This window comes from Citrobacter sp. RHBSTW-00017, assembly GCF_013797615.1.
Classification (GTDB): domain Bacteria; phylum Pseudomonadota; class Gammaproteobacteria; order Enterobacterales; family Enterobacteriaceae; genus Citrobacter; species Citrobacter braakii.
This window is the reverse complement of the sequence record NZ_CP056899.1, coordinates 1734622-1751580: the sequence shown is the minus strand read 5'-3', so window position 1 is coordinate 1751580 and position 16959 is coordinate 1734622. Positions and strand designations below refer to the sequence as shown.

The following is a 16959-nucleotide window of genomic DNA, read 5'->3' as shown; positions in this document are numbered from 1 at the left end:
CTATAGTCAGCGATGCAGAATCTGAGCCAGACAGTCCACCACGCCAGCGGGATTGTCCCGATGCGCGTTGTGTCCGGCATTACGAATCACATGGCTTGGTACGGATATTTCCGCCGCCAGAGCGCGGAATTTATCGTCACGTTCACCACATAAATAATAAAACGGAAATGTGCGCATAGTGAGTTGCGCACGTAAATCAGGTTGTACGGCTAGCGAGGTGGCCTCCAGCATCGCTGCCAGCGTATGCCCGTTATTCTGGCTACGCAGTGCGACCAGCGCTTCTCTTTGCGCCGCATTCAGCGAGGAAAAAACTGGCTGTTGATACCAGTCAATAAACACCTCGCACAACGGCTCAGCGCGAAAACGCGCAGCCCAGCGACCATCAGAGAGGCGACGCTGAACGCGCGCCTCCTCACTTTGCAAGCCTGGATGTCCACCTTCAACCACCAGACCGCACAGTCCTGGCATCTCCTGACAAGCCGCCATCATCGCGACTCTGCCGCCAAGAGAGTAACCTACCAACCAGTATTTAAGTATGTTGTAACTAAGCAGCGTGTTACGCAGCAAAGCGCTTACGTCGTCGAATCCGCTCACGCTGATGTCAGCGGAGCCACCGTGTCCCGGCAGGTCGATATATAGCCGCGAATAATTCTTAAACGCTTCGCCAACCGTCTGCCATTCCCGACAATCACCGGAAAAACCGTGCAGGAAAACCAGCCAGGGAAATCCCGTCTGGCCCAGTTTCGCCTGCGCGTGCAGGATCATAGATGGCTTACCTGCGCCAGCAGTTGCTGCAGGGTTTGCGCCCCATCAGTTTCGTTTACCACCAGCTCAATCACCGTTGCCGCTGGAGTACGCCAGGCGTTAGTCAACGCGCTCTCCAGTTGCTCCCAGTTTTCCGGGCGCTGGTATTTAAGGTTAAACATGGCGGCAGCATGCTCAAAATGCACGTTCTGCGGCATCAGGTAGAACCGTTCGCGTTCGCTTGCTGGCGTCGGCAACAGGGAAAAAATTTGCCCGCCGTTATTATTGACCACTATCAGGACAAACGGCGCGGAAACCTGGCGCAATAACGCCAGCGCATTGAGGTCATACAGCGCAGATAAATCGCCGACGATAGCCAGCGTCGATTTCGCGCTGGCGCGCTGTACGCCTGCTGCCGTTGACAGCAGGCCGTCAATGCCGCTCGCGCCACGGTTGCTATAGACCGGGTAACCCGCCGGAAGCTGCGACAGCGCATCAATCAGGCGCACCACCAGACTGTTGCCCACGAACAGTTGCCCCTGCTCCGGCAAGTATTCGCGGATACGGTGGGCTAATTGCGCTTCACCAAACGCGTCGCGACGGGCTTTTACCGCCTGCCAGGCCAGTTGCGCCAGGCGTGGGATCTCCACGCACCAGGGCTGACGTTTCTCCGCCGGATGCAACTCCAGCCAGTCGCCAACCGTCGCTACCAGTCTGCGCCCACGATGGTGAGCCGGATCGAGGCGGCCTTCGATATTATCGACAATCCAGTATTCCTGCGGATCACAGCTGGCCTGCCATTGCAGGAGCCGTTTTCCGGTCAGGCTACTGCCAAGCTGCACCACAATCTGCGCCTGCTGTAATTCAGTGACCGCTTTCGCATTTCCCAGCCACAGGTCGGCGCACGGCAAAGGTTGTCCAGTTTGCGACAGAACATCGCCAATCAGCGGCCAGCCTAGCATCTGCGCCCACTGCGCAACCTTTTTGCCCTCTTCCGCGCTCATGCGGCCTGCAACAACAACGCCGCGTTTTTGTCGCCAGAAAAACCAGTCACGCTGTTTGTCGCTTTCCAGTCGACGCGACTCACGCAGCCAGGGTTTATCATCCTGCCACCAGTCGCCAAGGCGCTGCTGCCAGTCAATCCCCGTTTCGTCCATGTCGCCATACAGCGGTTCCGCAAATGGGCAATTGATATGAACCGCCCCGCTATGCAGCGCAGCTAAGGCGTTATCAATGGTGGATACCAGCCAACTAGCCGGAATGTTCTGGGTCGGGCGCGGTAAAGAGAGCGTTTGCGATGGATGCGAGGCAAACATTCCGGCCTGACGAATCGCCTGGTTAGCGCCGCAGTCGATAAGCTCAGGAGGTCTGTCAGCCGTGAGTAGAATCAGCTTTTCACCGGTCAGGCCCGCTTCAATCAACGCGGGATACAAATTTGCCACCGCCGTACCGGACGTCACAATCACAGCGACAGGCTGCCGGCTGACTTTTGCCAGACCTAAGGCCAGATGCCCAAGGCCACGCTCATCAAAATGAGTATGGTGAATAAAAGCCGGGTTTTCCGCAGCCGCCAGAGTCAACGGTGTAGAACGAGAGCCAGGGGCAATGCAGACATGCCTGACGCCGTGGCGAGTGAGTGCTTCCAGAATGACCGCCGCCCAGCGTCGGTTAAATGCGCTTACTGACATGAGATTGTCCGGTATCAATATTGCGACACAGTATAAAGAATCGAATAAATGGATTTTTGATATGAGTCGGTAATATACAACTCATTACCCTTCCATCTGTAATAAAGTGCGCAGTCCTGCCGCTTTATTGTCTATTTCTTGCCATTCCTGTTCAGGATCTGAACCACGCACGATCCCTGCCCCGGCATACAGGCGTATCACATTTTCACTAATTTTCGCCGACCGTAATGACACGCAAAACTCGCTTTGGCGCAGAGAAAGGTAACCCGCAGAACCGGCATACCACTCGCGTTCAAACGGTTCATTATGTTGGATAAATTCACGCGCCAGCTCACGCGGAATACCTGCGACTGCCGCCGTGGGCTGGAGCTGCATCAGACAAAGCGTATCATCAGCCTGATTCAGTTCCGTCCAGATACAGCGGCGCAGGTGCTGCACTTTGCGCAGTCTAAGCACCTGCGGCGGCAGCACATCAAGAGTTTGCGTACAGCCTTGCAGACGCTGGCAAATATCTTCGACCACCAGCATATTCTCGCGCTGGTTTTTATCATCTTTCATTAGCCATTCCCCCAACTGCCAGGCCCGATGATCCTCAGGGTGGTTGGCAACGGTTCCCGCCAGCGCCTCGGTGCGCAGCGCCGTGTCACGCCGCCGATACAGACGTTCAGGGGAAGAACCAAGAAACGCACACTTTGCGGAGAACGCCATAAAGAAATGGTAGCAGTTCAGGTTTAGACGACGACTGGAAGCCATCACGGCCGCGGCGTTAACCGACTGAGAAAACTGTAAATCGGTCGCCCGCGCCAGCACGACCTTATCGAGTTGTTCCCCATTGATCGTTTGCGTGGCGAGTTTTATCAGGTCTGTCCAGCCAGTTTTATCCGGCCAGTTCTGTTCTCCCGTCAAACGCAGACGCAATGCGGGCAGCGGCTTTACGTTGGCGAGCGATGAGATAAACACCACCGCCTGCGCGGCGTCTTCACGCAGCGACACGTCGCTATAAAGATGTAAGCGTAAGCTCGCCACCCCCGCGCAACGTCGCCACTCCAGCCGTGGCAATAACAAATGGCCGCGCTGAGGCTCAAAGGCATTCAGGCCCCAGATACGCAGGTCAGGATTATCATTATGCTGATGTAAAAAATGCTGGGCTAATTCGAGCGAGGAAAATGTAGCAACAGCGCCCAGTACGGCGGCTTCTTCATCGCCATTACGCTGTTGCCAGTAAAACTGGGGCCAGACAGGTTGACTGGCCAGCCATCCTAAAGCGTCAAACGCATCATTCAGTGGGAAAGGGATATCGTAAATACGAATTCCAGGTGCTGCTGGTATCTCTTGCGACAAATGACGCATCAGACTTTCCAGCGCAGTAGTGATTGAATGCACGCGGACCTCTCCCTGTTAAAAACCTCACATTATACGGGGTACTGAGCAGAAAAAGCAGTACCCCCAGTTAGGGAGTACGTACAAATGCGCTGACGGAATGGAATTTATCGCCGTGCTAACAATAATCCCATCACTAAACCGACCGTGGCACCAACGCCGATTCCGCGCCAGGGTTTTTCATGCACATAATCATCCGCCCGGCAAACGGCTTTCTTCGCGCGGTAATAGTAGCTGTCAGAGGCGTGGCTGACGCGATTTCTCACCTCTTCTAACGCCCGCTCTGCCCGCGCTTTTAACTCAAGGTATTTTTGATCGGCTGGATCGCCGGAAGAACGCAGCACCTCCTCCAGCGTTTCACTCAATAATTCCAGATCGTCATCGATACGTGATTCATATGAATGAAAAGACATTTTATTCTCCCTTTCTATTGACGTACCCGCTAACTATAGACAATCAGGCGTGTTTGCGCCTGTTTACGCCTGATGTGCTTCCCGCGCCATTCCGACGTGTGGAATACCGTCTTCGTCATAAATATCCGTGACCGGCACAAAGCCAAAGCGCGCATAGAATGATTGCAAATGTGCCTGCGCCCCCAGATACAGCGCCTTGTGCGGCCAATGCTGCGTACAGGAGGCCAGCGTCTGAGTCATTAGCTGTTGCCCCAATTTTTCACCCCGCAGCGCTTCGCTTACGATCACCCGCCCAATGACGACCGGCTCAAGCTCATCATCGCTTTTCAGAATCCTCGCATACGCCACCAGTTCATCGTTATGCCAACCCAGAATGTGCCGGTTTTCACCACTCAGGTCATCACCATCCACATCCTGATACGGACACCGTTGCTCAACAACAAATACCGCACAGCGAAGCTCAAGAATGGCGTACAGCTGCTGTGTATTGAGCTTTGCATGGTGGAGATCTTGCCAGTGAATCATAGTCTGCCCCTTTGTTGTGATAACCTGAACACCCTGCCTTATTGATGGCGAAAAGTGTAACGCGAAGATGGAATTACTATTTTTAGGCACGTCTGCGGGAGTCCCCACGCGCTCACGCAATGTAACGGCAATTTTACTGAATCTGCAACACCCGACTCAGGCGGGGCTGTGGCTTTTCGATTGTGGTGAAGGAACGCAGCATCAGATGCTGACCACGCCATTTAACCCTGGAAAACTCGAACGTATTTTTATCAGCCATCTACACGGCGATCACCTGTTTGGTTTACCGGGGCTGCTGTGCAGTCGCTCAATGGCCGGGAACGTCCAGCCACTGACGCTTTACGGACCAAAGGGATTGCGAGAGTTTACCGAAACGGCTTTGCGTTTGAGCGGCTCCTGGACCGATTATCCGCTGGATATTGTCGAAATCACCGCGGGTGAAATTGTTGATGACGGCCTGCGTAAAGTAACGGCATACCCGCTGGAGCATCCGCTGGAGTGCTACGGTTTTCGTGTTGAAGAGCACGACAAACCGGGGGCACTTGACGCCAGCGCCTTGAAGGCGGCTGGTGTTAAAGCGGGCCCGTGGTTCCAGGATTTGAAAGCCGGAAAAACCATCGTGCTGGAGGATGGTCGAGCGATTAACGGCGCCGATTTTCTCGGCCCTGCCACCAGAGGAAAATCTGTGGCTATTTTCGGCGACACAGGACCTTGCGCGTCCGCCATTGAACTGGCACGCGGTGTGGATGTGATGGTACATGAAACCACACTGGACTCCTCAATGGAGGAAAAAGCCAACAGCCGCGGTCACAGCTCGACCCGACAAGCCGCCCAGTTGGCGCTTGAGGCCGGAGTGGGACGCCTGATCATGACCCACGTTAGTTCACGCTACGATGAAAAAGGCTGTCAGCGATTACTCGAAGAGTGCAAAGCTATATTTCCAGACACTGAACTGGCTCACGATTTCGCCATTTTCACCGTTTAATGCTCCATTTTTCCGCCTCAGTGCCGATAACAGTGGAAAGGCTGGCTTTCACACTGAGGACAGGATGAACAATTTCCAGAAAGATATTGATGACAGGACAAACCTAACCCTGTCTAACCGTTTTGAACTGCTGCTGTTTCGCCTTGGCAAATCCGTCGAGGAGCAGAAATCAGAACTGTTTGGCATCAACGTATTCAAACTGCGTGAAATCGTACCGATGCCGACCTTTACGCGTCCCGCAGGTATGAAAGCCCCGTTGCTGGGTATGGTTAACATTCGCGATCAGGTGATCCCGGTGATTGATCTGCCTGCCGTCGCGGGCTGTAAGCCAGAGACCGGACTCAACATCCTGTTGATCACGGAATATGCCCGCAGCGTTCAGGCGTTTGCGGTAGAGTCGGTAGAAAACATTATGCGTCTGGACTGGCAACAGGTGCATACCGCCGAGAAAGCCGTCAATGGTCGCTACATTACCAGTATCGCCTGTCTGGACGACAACAAAGAGACTAACAATCTGGCGCTGGTGCTCGATGTCGAACAGATCCTGTACGACATCGTACCGTCGAACCACGACCTGCGCGCAACAGAGCTGAAAACCAATAAGTTCAACATTACGCCGGGTGCGGTGGCGATTGTGGCTGATGATTCCAAAGTGGCTCGCGCGATGCTGGAAAAAGGGCTTAACGCCATGGAGATCCCACACTTGATGCATGTGACGGGCCAGGATGCATGGGAAAAGATACAACAGCTATCTGAAGAAGCAGAAGCGGAAGGTAAACCAATCAGCGAGAAGATTGCGCTGGTGCTCACCGATCTGGAAATGCCGGAGATGGACGGTTTTACGCTTACCCGTAAGATAAAAACCGACGAACGCCTGAAGAAGATCCCGGTCGTTATCCACTCCTCACTTTCCGGTAGCGCCAATGAAGATCACGTACGCCGAGTGAAAGCAGATGGTTACGTGGCCAAATTCGAAGTCAATGAGCTGTCTTCAGTAATTCAGGAAGTGATGGATCGCACAGCGAAAGGCATCAGCGGCCCGCTGGTGAGCCGTCAACTTTCGGCCTGACGCTCCAGCAACTTGAAGTATGACGAGTATAGACAGGTAAAAAAAAGAGTCTGGACATTGTCCAGACTCTTTTTCGATCACAGCATGATGAATTACATCAGCGGAGCCGCTAACTGCACGATGCTGATCAACGGTTGCGGGTAGATACCCAGCACCAGTACCAGCAGGGCAGAAATCAGCACCACGATACCGCCCGCGCTGTACTGCCAGTTGGACGGTGCATCGCGATTCAGCTGCTGCGGTGCGCTCAGATACAGGCTCACGGCAACGCGCAGGTAGTAGTACAAACCAATCGCGGAACCCACCACCACGGCGGCAACCAGCCACCACAGATTAGCCTGCACACCCACCGCCAGTACGTAGAACTTACCGATAAAGCCCAGCGTCATCGGAATACCCGCCAGAGACAGCATCATCACCGTCATCACCGCCGCGAGGATTGGACGATGCCAGAACAGACCACGGTAGGAGAACAGAGAGTCTGCATCCGGACCGCGGTACGGGCTGGACATCAGGCTGACCACACCGAACGCACCGAGGCTGCTGAACAGATAACCGGCCAGGTAAACGCCAACCGCTTCCATCGACATCTCGCCGCTCTGCAGGGCAATCAGCGCCACCAGCAGGTAACCGAGGTGAGAGATAGATGAGTAACCAAGCAGACGTTTGATGTTGGTCTGGCTCAGCGCCATCAGGTTACCGAAGATAATGGAAGCAAAGGCAATCACACCCAGCACGATCCGTACCGCTTCGCTATCACCTACCGGTGCGTACAGGAACAGACGCATCACCACGCCGAAGATAGCGATTTTGCTCGCCGTCGCCAGGAAGGTGGAAACCGGAGCCGGAGCGCCCTGGTATACGTCTGGCGTCCACAGGTGGAATGGAACCAGCGAGAGTTTAAAGCCGAGGCCAACAATCATCAGACCGAAGCCCGCCAGCAGCAGCGGTTCTTGCAGCATACCGTCGCCGAGGCTCTTACCGAGCGCAACAAACGACAGGTTGCCAGACTGCGCGTACACCAGCGCCATACCAAACAGCAGGAAGGAAGACGCTGCGGCAGACAGAATGGTGTATTTGATACTGGCTTCCAGCGAACGTTTCTGACGGAACGCATAGCCAACCAGACCAAACAGCGGCAGAGAGATAAGCTCAATACCAAGGAACAGCGCCGCCAGATGGTTAGCGTTAGCCAGCAGAATACCGCCGAGCGCGGCAATCAGCACCAGCAGATAGAACTCTTCCCGGTTGTCGTCGTAGCCTTCCAGCCACGGGTAAGCGAAGGTACAGGTGGCAAGACTCGCCAGCAGCACCAGCCCGGTGTAGAGCATGGCGAAACCGTCAACCCGCATCAGCGGGGTGACGTCCATCGCGCCCGCCTGGCCAACAAACCAGAGCGAAACCAGTGCGGCGTTAAGCCCAATGACCGACAGCGTGGCATTGAGGAAGTGATTGCGTCGCCACGCAATGGAGAGCATCACAACCACCACCGTCAAGCCGACGATCAGCAGCGGTAGCAGCGCAATCAGGTGTTGTGGAGTTATTGTCATGGCGATTTACGGCCTTGTAGTAGTAACGGAATTAACAAACCACTGCTGGATGTTGCTCATCGCAGAATGCGAGGTATCCAGAATCGGCTGCGGATAGAAGCCAAGCAGTACCAGAAGCACGACCAGCAACAGGATGATAAACAGCTCACGCAGCGACATCCCTGGCAGTTCAACACTGGCAATCTGGCTCTTCGCCTTACCAAAGTAAGCGCGATGCAGCATCGCCAGCGAGTAAACAGAAGCAAACACCAGACCAAATGTCGAGATCACGGTAATAACCGGAACCACCTGGTAGCTGCCGAACAGAATCATAAATTCGCCAACGAAGTTACCTGTACCCGGCATACCCAGCGTACACACTGCAAAGAACATTGACAGCGCAGGCAACCATTTCATTTTGCCCCACAGGCCGCCCATCATACGCATATCACGCGTGTGCAGACGTTCGTACAGCTGACCACACAGGATGAACAGACCGGCTGCGGACAGGCCGTGCGCGATCATCTGAATCACCGCACCCTGGTATGCCAGCTGGCTGCCGGTGTAGATAGCAATCAGAACGAAGCCCATGTGGGATACGGAGGTGTAGGCAATCAGACGTTTGATGTCGTACTGATTAAAGGCCATCCACGCGCCGTAGAAGATGCCGATGACGCCAAGCCACATTGCGATAGGTGCAAACTCCGCTGACGCATTCGGGAACAGCGGCAGGGAGAAGCGCAGCAGACCGTAGGCTGCGGTTTTCAGCAAGATACCTGCCAGGTCAACGGAACCTGCGGTCGGTGCCTGGGAGTGAGCATCCGGCAACCAGCCGTGCAGCGGAACCACCGGCATTTTCACCGCGAAAGCGATGAAGAAGCCCAGCATCAGCAGGTATTCCACGCCGTGGGACATCGGAGTATTCAGCAATTCTTCATAGTTGAAAGTCCACACGCCGGTCGCTTTGTAGTGCACAAACACCAGCGCCAGGATGGCAATCAACATCACCAGACCACTCGCCTGGGTATAAATGAAGAACTTGGTTGCTGCCGTGATACGCGTTTTACCGTCAGAGGCTTTATGCCCCCATAGCGCGATCAGGAAGTACATCGGCACCAGCATCATTTCCCAGAAGAAGAAGAACAGGAACATGTCGATGGCAAGGAACACGCCGATTACGCCGCCTAAGATCCACATCAGGTTCAGGTGGAAAAAGCCCTGGTATTTTTCGATTTCATTCCAGGAGCAAAGTACCGCCAGAACACCGAGCAGGCCGGTCAGCACCACCATCAGCAGCGACAGACCGTCGATAGCAAGATGAATCGAGATGCCAAAGCGTGGGATCCACGGCAGGACAAACTCAGACTGCCACTGCGGAATGCCAGTGGATTGCGTCAGTGAATAGCCGCCCTGCAACCAAAGTTGCAGGCCAAGCGCCAGCGTCAGTCCCATGGTAATCAGCGCGATCCAACGCGGCACCTTCACGCCAAAGCGTTCGGTCTGCCAGCACAGGAAGCCACCGATAAAGGGAATCAATATTAGCCAGGGTAGTAACATGGCGATTTTTATTCCTTTTTAAGGCCCCTAATAGAGGCCTGATTTTCAACGAATTTGGATAAAATTCACTTTACGATCAACGCAGTACCATCAACAGAGCCAGCACAACGACGGCACCGATGCTCATTGATGCTACATACCAACGCAGATAGCCGTTCTCGCTTAACAACAGGCCTTTACCTGCAAAGCGGGAAAGGATCGCCGGAATGTTCATCATTGCGTTCAGCGGATCGCGTTTCAGCAGCCATGCAACGCCCAGGAACGGCTTGACGAACACTTTGTCGTACAGCCAGTCGAAGCCCCAGGCGTTATACCACCAGGTACCCAGCAGACGGCCTGGCGCACTGTTGGCAATCGACGTCACCAGAGTACGTTTACCCAGCCACAGCCATGCAGCGATCAGAATGCCTGCAATCGCGACGATACCGGAGGTAATTTCCAGGGTCATCACGCGACCATGCTCAAGCTCGGTCGTCGCAGGCAGTACCCCCTGCAGCGGTGGCACAATCAGTGCGCCAACGAAGGTGGACAGGATCATCAGCACAATCAGCGGCAGATGATGTGTAATCCCCTTCCCTGCGTGAGCGTGAATTTGCTCTTTACCGTGGAACACGATGAAAATCATACGGAAGGTGTACAGAGAGGTCATGAACGCACCGACCAGACCTGCAACCATCAGATTAATATGACCGTTCGCCATCGCACCGGCCAGAATCTCATCCTTACTGAAGAAGCCTGCGGTAATCAGCGGCAGAGCCGACAGCGCCGCGCCACCGATCAGGAAGCAGAGATACACCAGCGGAATAGACTTACGCAGACCGCCCATCTTGAAGATGTTCTGTTCGTGGTGACAGGCCAGGATAACCGAGCCAGATGCCAGGAACAGCAGCGCTTTAAAGAAGGCGTGCGTCATCAGGTGGAAAATCGCCGCGTCCCACGCCTGAACCCCGAGAGCCAGGAACATATAACCAATCTGGCTCATGGTGGAGTACGCGAGAACGCGTTTAATGTCGGTCTGTACCAGCGCGGCGAAACCAGCCAGTACCAGAGTGATAGCCCCGATAATCCCCACCAGATGCAGGATTTCCGGCGTCATCAGGAACAAGCCGTGAGTACGTGCAATCAGGTAGACACCGGCGGTAACCATCGTCGCGGCGTGGATCAGCGCGGAGACAGGCGTCGGACCTGCCATCGCGTCAGCAAGCCATGTCTGCAACGGCAGCTGCGCGGATTTACCCACCGCACCGCCCAGCAGCATCAGGGTTGCCCACATCAGCATGTTGTTACCATCTGCAAAGTGAGCAGGTGCCAGTTCCACCATTTCGCGGAAGTTCAGCGTGCCCAGCTCGTTGTAGAGGATAAACAATGCGAAGGCGAGGAACACGTCACCCACACGGGTCACGACGAAGGCTTTCATTGCCGCAGCGCCATTCTTCGGATCGGTGTAATAGAAACCGATCAGCAGATAGGAGCACAGGCCCACGCCTTCCCAGCCGAGGTACATCAGCAGCAGGTTATCCGCCAGTACCAGAACCACCATGCTGGCGATAAACAGGTTGGTGTAGGCGAAGAAACGGGAGTATCCCTCTTCACCGCGCATATACCAGGAGGCGAACATGTGGATCAGGAAACCCACACCGGTCACCACACTGAGCATGGTCAGCGACAGGCCGTCCAGCACCAGGTTAAAACCGATATTGAAGTCACCGACAGACATCCACGTCCACAGCGGCTGGCTGTAGGCCTGTTGACCATTAGCAAAGAAGTCAACGCCAACAAACGCGGTCACCAGCGCCGCCAGGCCAATCGACCCGACGCCCACGGTCGCGGACAGATTTTCTGACCAACGACCGCGAGAGAACGCCAGTAATACAAAGCCAATAAATGGCAGAATAATGGTTAAGGCAAGCATGTTCATCCACGCATCTCACTTACTGAATCGATGTTCAGGTTCTGGCGACGGCGATGAAGTTGCAGCAACAGCGCAAGTCCAATGCTCGCTTCCGCAGCCGCAAGGCTGATGGCGAGAATATACATCACCTGACCATCGGTCTGGCCCCAGTAGCTTCCGGCGACCACGAAGGCCAGCGCGGAGGCGTTAATCATGATTTCCAGCCCGATCAGCATAAACAGCAGATTGCGGCGGATAACCAGACCGGTTAAGCCCAGTACGAATAAGACAGCCGCGAGGATCAGTCCATGTTGTAAGGGGATCATGCGTGCTCCTCCGTTTTTCTTTTCGCGCGGTCATCGGTGCGATTGCTCAGCACTTCACCAGAACGCTCTTCGCGCCCTACGTGGAAGGCTACAACCAGACCTGCCAGCAGCAGCATCGAAGCCAGCTCGACCGCCAGTACATACGGTCCGAACAGGGAAATACCGACAGCTTTAGCGCTAATTGGCGTCCCGTCGATGCCCTGATCGTTAACACCCAGAATGGCATAAACAATAACCGCCAGCATGATGGCCGACAGAATCGCCGGTCCAATCCACACCTGCGGTTTCAGCCACTGGCGTTCCTGTTCAATTTCAGAACCACCGAGGTTGAGCATCATAACCACGAACACGAACAACACCATGATGGCGCCCGCGTAGACGATTATTTCCAGCGCCCCCGCGAAGTAAGCACCTAACGAGAAGAACACCCCGGAAATCGCCAGCAGCGAAATAATCAGGTACAGCAGTGCGTGTACCGGATTGGTGTGGGTGATCACCCGCAAGGTTGCGAGAATGGCTATCAGGCCACAGATATAAAAAGCGAACTCCATTGCCCCTCTCCTTACGGTAACAGGCTCTTGACGTCGATAGGCTTGGCTTCGTTCTCTGCTTCGCCCTTATCTTTGCCGTCGATTGCCATACCTGCCATCCGGTAGAAGTTATATTCCGGGTATTTACCCGGACCGGAGATCAGCAGATCCTCTTTCTCGTAAACCAGGTCCTGGCGCTTGTACTCACCCAGCTCGAAATCTGGAGTCAGCTGAATAGCCGTTGTCGGACAGGCTTCTTCGCACAGGCCGCAGAAAATGCAGCGTGAGAAGTTAATGCGGAAAAACTCCGGATACCAGCGGCCGTCTTTGGTCTCTGCTTTTTGCAAAGAGATACAGCCTACCGGACACGCTACCGCACACAGGTTACAGGCAACGCAGCGCTCTTCGCCGTCCGGGTCACGGGTCAGAACGATACGACCACGAAAACGGGGCGGTAGATAGACCGGCTCTTCCGGGTACATCTGCGTTTCGCGTTTCGCGAACGCATGCAGGCCGATCATCCAGATACTGCGTACCTGGGTGCCGAAACCTACTAACAATTCTTTTAAGGTCATGGTCTTTGTGTCCCTTATTGCGCCTGCCAGAGAATGACAGCCGCCGTTACCAGCAAGTTGACGAGCGTCAGCGGCAGACAGACTTTCCAGCCGAAGGACATTACCTGGTCATAACGAGGACGCGGTAACGACGCACGAATCAAAATGAACATCATCATGAAGAACGCGGTTTTCAGCGCGAACCAGACGAATGGCGGTAAGAACGGACCATGCCAGCCACCGAAGAACAGGGTAACCATCAGTGCAGAAATGGTGACGATGCCGATGTACTCACCCACGAAGAACAGACCGAATTTCATACCGGAGTATTCAATGTGGTAACCGTCGGCCAGTTCCTGCTCGGCTTCTGGCTGGTCAAACGGGTGACGGTGACACACCGCCACGCCCGCGATGGCAAAGGTGACAAAACCAAAGAACTGCGGAATAACGTTCCAGATATCAGCCTGGTTGTTGACGATGTCGGTCATGTTAAATGAACCGGCCTGCGCCACCACGCCCATCAGGGAAAGTCCGAGGAATACTTCGTAGCTCAGCGTCTGCGCAGACGCACGCATCGCACCGAGCAGCGAGTATTTGTTGTTACTGGACCACCCTGCGAACAGCACCGCGTATACCGCGAGGCCTGCCATCATCAGGAAGAACAGGATCCCGATGTTCAGGTCAGCAACCACCCAATTCGGGCTCACCGGCACGATGGCGAAAGCCAGCAGCAGCGAGGTGAAGGCGATCATCGGTGCCAGGGTAAAGATGACGCGATCCGAGAATTTCGGGATCCAGTCTTCTTTAAAGAACATCTTGATCATGTCCGCAACCAGCTGGAGCGAACCGCCCCAGCCAACACGGTTCGGTCCGTAACGGTTCTGGAACAGACCGAGCAGACGACGTTCGCCAAAGCTCATGAATGCCCCGCAGGTGACCACCACCAGCAGAATCACGACCGCTTTGAGAACGCTCAGCAGGATCTCAATCAGATCGGGTGTAATCCAACTCATTGTTGTGCCTCCTGCAGATCCTCAAGACGTGCACCAGCCAGAACCGGCGCGATGCCAGGCATACCCATTGGCAAACCAACCTGCCCTGCCGTTAATCCTTCAGCGATTTCAACCGGCAGCGTAACCGTGTTGCCATCGTAGCTAAAAGATACGCGCGTACCGGCATTAACACCCAACTTCGCGGCATCAGCCGGGTTGAGTTTGATGTACGGCTGCGGCATACGGGTCTGGAAGACAGGCGCACGCTGGGACATTTCGTCACTACCAAACAGATGATAGTAAGGCGCGACACGCCACTGACCATCCTGAGCCTGGAAGCTCGCCGGAACGGTTGTGAAGTAATCCAGACCATCTTCAGAAGCTTCGATCAGACGCACGCCCGGATCGCCATGACGCAGTTTACCGCCCACTTCATCCTGGAACTTGTTCCACGCCTGTGGGGAGTTCCAGCCCGGAGCCCAGGCAAACGGAATTTGTGAACGCGGCGCAGACGGCTGGTTGTTCCCTTCCATGGAGAAAGCGAACATGGTGTCTTTGTCCTGCGGCTGACGCGGTTCGTGGACGCTGATGTTGGCGCGCATTGCGGTACGGCCACTGTAGCGGTGCGGTTCACGTGCCAGTTTCTGTCCACGGATACGGAAGCTTGCATCCGGCGCGGCATCTTTAATACCCGCCAACTGCGGTAACTTCTCAATGACCGCGTCGATAACATGGTCGAGCTGCGTCCAGTCCACTTCACGACTCTGCACGGTACTGTGCAGCGAGTGCAGCCAGCGCCAGCTTTCCAGCATTACGGTGTTGCTGTCGTAGTAGGATGGGTCATAGACCTGGAAGAAACGCTGGGCGCGCCCTTCGTTGTTAATTACCGTACCATCGCTTTCAGCGAAGCTAGCGGCGGAAAGCACCAGATGGGCGTTTTCCATAATAGCCGTGCGCTGATGGTCAACGACCAGTACCAGCGGCGCTTTCGCCAGCGCGGCGTTCACACGCGTTGCTGAAGCATGGCGATGCAGGTCATTTTCCAACACCACAACGGCGTCAGCACGACCTGTTTCCAGTTCGGTCAGCGCGTCGTCGAGGGAACCACCGCCAATCATACCCAGCCCCATACTGTTGACAGAGCGAGCAATCATGGTGATCCCGACGTCTGCGCCACGGCCTTTCAGCGCCTTCGCCACGTTGGCAGCAGCCTGAATCACGTCGGCGCTACCGGCGTTGGTACCGGAAATAATCAGTGGTTTCTTCGCCCCGGCCAGAGCCTGAACGATGACGTCAATTTTGTTCTGCAGGTCACGGTCGATACCGTCAACCGCCGGTGCGTTGTTATCCAGCGCATGGGCGATCGCGAAACCTAAACGCGCCTGATCTTCAACCGGCGCACGGTAGGTCCATGCCGCGATATCATCCAGACGGGTGTTATCGACGTTGGTAACGAACAGCGGATGCTTGGCGCGCTGGCCAATGTTGAGGATTGCCGCAATCTGCCAGTCGGCCACTTTCTGCGCCGCCGCCATTTCACGCGCTTTACCTTTCACCGCCTGACGCACTGCCAGCGCAACGCGCGCGCCGGTTTGGGTGACATCTTCGCCCAGGACCAGAACCGCATCGTATGACTCGATTTCGCGCAGTGCCGGGGTATGAATACCGCCGTCACGCAACACGCTCAGAGCCAGTTGCAGACGTTCCTGCTCGCCCTGGGCAATACCGGTATAGAAGTTATCCGCACCGACCAGTTCACGCAGCGCGAAGTTACTTTCAACGCTGGCACGCGGGGAGCCGATACCAATCACTTTCTTCGACTGACGCAGAATATCTGCCGCGCCCTGCATCGCCTGTTCGGCGTTCAGCGTGATCAGGTCATCGCCACGACGCTGTACCGGCTGACGCGGACGGTCTTTCAGGTTCACGTAACCATAGCCAAAACGACCACGGTCGCAGAGGAAGTAGTGGTTAACGGTACCGTTGTAGCGGTTTTCGATACGACGCAGTTCACCGTAGCGCTCGCCCGGGCTGATGTTACAACCGATAGAACACTGCTGGCAGATGCTCGGCGCAAACTGCATGTCCCATTTACGGTTATAACGCTCGGAGTGCGTTTTATCGGTGAAGACGCCGGTCGGGCAAATTTCCACCAGGTTACCGGAGAATTCGCTTTCGAGCGTACCGTCTTCCGGACGACCAAAGTAGACGTTGTCATGTGCGCCATAGACGCCCAGATCCGCACCATCGGCGTAATCTTTGTAGTAACGTACGCAGCGATAGCAGGCGATGCAGCGGTTCATTTCGTGAGAGATGAACGGCCCCAGGTCCTGGTTGCGGTGAGTACGCTTCGTGAAGCGGTAGCGACGGAAGCTATGACCGGTCATGACGGTCATATCCTGAAGGTGGCAGTTACCGCCCTCTTCACAGACCGGACAGTCGTGCGGGTGGTTAGTCATCAACCACTCCACTACGCTTTCGCGGAACTGCTTCGCTTCTTCGTCATCAATTGAAATAAAGGTGCCTTCGGTGGCCGGTGTCATACAAGACATCACCAGGCGACCACGCGTGTCTTCCGCGTTTTGATATTGCTTCACCGCACACTGGCGGCAAGCACCGACGCTTCCCAGCGCCGGGTGCCAGCAAAAGTACGGAATATCAAGGCCGAGAGACAGACAAGCTTCCAGCAGGTTGTCCGCTCCGTTGACCTCATATTCTTTGCCGTCTACATGAATCGTAGCCATAGTCAGCATGCTTCCAGTTGGCTCGGTCTAAA

15 protein-coding genes are annotated in these 16959 nt (G+C 55.1%); 2 read left to right on the top strand and 13 right to left on the bottom strand.

Translation table 11 applies throughout. The annotated features are described in order from the left end of the window. Positions 1–6 precede the first annotated feature (6 nt). From menH to HV037_RS08510, 5 genes are all read right to left on the bottom strand, one after another. Positions 7–765: a 2-succinyl-6-hydroxy-2,4-cyclohexadiene-1-carboxylate synthase gene (menH, locus tag HV037_RS08530; RefSeq protein WP_016157037.1), complete on the bottom strand. Its 759-nt coding sequence runs from the start codon at positions 763–765 to the stop codon at positions 7–9. Next, positions 762–2432, bottom strand: a complete 1671-nt coding sequence (gene menD, locus HV037_RS08525; protein ID WP_103284042.1) for a 2-succinyl-5-enolpyruvyl-6-hydroxy-3-cyclohexene-1-carboxylic-acid synthase — start codon at positions 2430–2432, stop codon at positions 762–764. The genes menH and menD overlap by 4 nt, the downstream gene beginning before the upstream one ends. A gap of 84 nt (positions 2433–2516) precedes the next feature. Further along, positions 2517–3815 carry an isochorismate synthase MenF gene (menF, locus tag HV037_RS08520; protein ID WP_103284043.1) on the bottom strand — a complete coding sequence of 433 codons (1299 nt, stop codon included), beginning with the start codon at positions 3813–3815 and terminating at the stop codon, positions 2517–2519. 104 nt (positions 3816–3919) lie between these two features. Beyond that, positions 3920–4225 carry a stress response protein ElaB gene (elaB, locus tag HV037_RS08515; RefSeq protein WP_003027683.1) on the bottom strand — a complete coding sequence of 102 codons (306 nt, stop codon included), beginning with the start codon at positions 4223–4225 and terminating at the stop codon, positions 3920–3922. A gap of 63 nt (positions 4226–4288) precedes the next feature. Next, positions 4289–4750 (bottom strand): GNAT family N-acetyltransferase, encoded by a 462-nt coding sequence (locus HV037_RS08510; protein WP_016153827.1) that lies wholly within the window; start codon positions 4748–4750, stop codon positions 4289–4291. A 67-nt stretch (positions 4751–4817) separates the two neighbouring features. Here HV037_RS08510 and rbn point away from each other — a divergent pair, with 67 nt between their 5' ends. Together rbn and HV037_RS08500 are read left to right on the top strand one after the other, a co-directional pair. Next, positions 4818–5735 carry a ribonuclease BN gene (gene rbn, locus HV037_RS08505; protein ID WP_016157040.1) on the top strand — a complete coding sequence of 306 codons (918 nt, stop codon included), beginning with the start codon at positions 4818–4820 and terminating at the stop codon, positions 5733–5735. Positions 5736–5799: 64 nt separating this feature from the next. Then, a complete protein-coding gene (locus HV037_RS08500) occupies positions 5800–6804 on the top strand; it encodes a chemotaxis protein (RefSeq protein WP_016157041.1) in 1005 nt (334 codons plus the stop codon). A gap of 92 nt (positions 6805–6896) precedes the next feature. Here the strand turns inward: HV037_RS08500 and nuoN are convergent, their stop codons facing one another. From nuoN to nuoG, 8 genes are all read right to left on the bottom strand, one after another. Beyond that, positions 6897–8354, bottom strand: a complete 1458-nt coding sequence (nuoN, locus tag HV037_RS08495) for an NADH-quinone oxidoreductase subunit NuoN (protein ID WP_016153830.1) — start codon at positions 8352–8354, stop codon at positions 6897–6899. A gap of 6 nt (positions 8355–8360) precedes the next feature. After that, positions 8361–9890, bottom strand: coding sequence for an NADH-quinone oxidoreductase subunit M (nuoM, locus tag HV037_RS08490; protein WP_016153831.1), 1530 nt, complete (start codon positions 9888–9890; stop codon positions 8361–8363). 76 nt (positions 9891–9966) lie between these two features. After that, on the bottom strand, positions 9967–11808 hold the full coding sequence (gene nuoL / locus HV037_RS08485; protein WP_016153832.1) for an NADH-quinone oxidoreductase subunit L: 1842 nt from the start codon (positions 11806–11808) through the stop codon (positions 9967–9969). Further along, entirely contained in the window at positions 11805–12107 is a 303-nt protein-coding gene (gene nuoK / locus HV037_RS08480) for an NADH-quinone oxidoreductase subunit NuoK (RefSeq protein ID WP_006683663.1), read from the bottom strand. The genes nuoL and nuoK overlap by 4 nt, the downstream gene beginning before the upstream one ends. Next, a complete protein-coding gene (gene nuoJ / locus HV037_RS08475) occupies positions 12104–12658 on the bottom strand; it encodes an NADH-quinone oxidoreductase subunit J (RefSeq protein WP_016153833.1) in 555 nt (184 codons plus the stop codon). The genes nuoK and nuoJ overlap by 4 nt, the downstream gene beginning before the upstream one ends. Before the next feature lie 11 nt (positions 12659–12669). Further along, positions 12670–13212: an NADH-quinone oxidoreductase subunit NuoI gene (gene nuoI, locus HV037_RS08470; RefSeq protein ID WP_005129470.1), complete on the bottom strand. Its 543-nt coding sequence runs from the start codon at positions 13210–13212 to the stop codon at positions 12670–12672. 14 nt (positions 13213–13226) lie between these two features. After that, complete coding sequence (gene nuoH, locus HV037_RS08465) at positions 13227–14204, bottom strand: NADH-quinone oxidoreductase subunit NuoH (RefSeq protein ID WP_016153834.1); 978 nt, start codon at positions 14202–14204, stop codon at positions 13227–13229. Further along, entirely contained in the window at positions 14201–16927 is a 2727-nt protein-coding gene (gene nuoG, locus HV037_RS08460) for an NADH-quinone oxidoreductase subunit NuoG (protein ID WP_103284465.1), read from the bottom strand. The genes nuoH and nuoG overlap by 4 nt, the downstream gene beginning before the upstream one ends. Between the last annotated feature and the right edge of the window lie 32 nt (positions 16928–16959).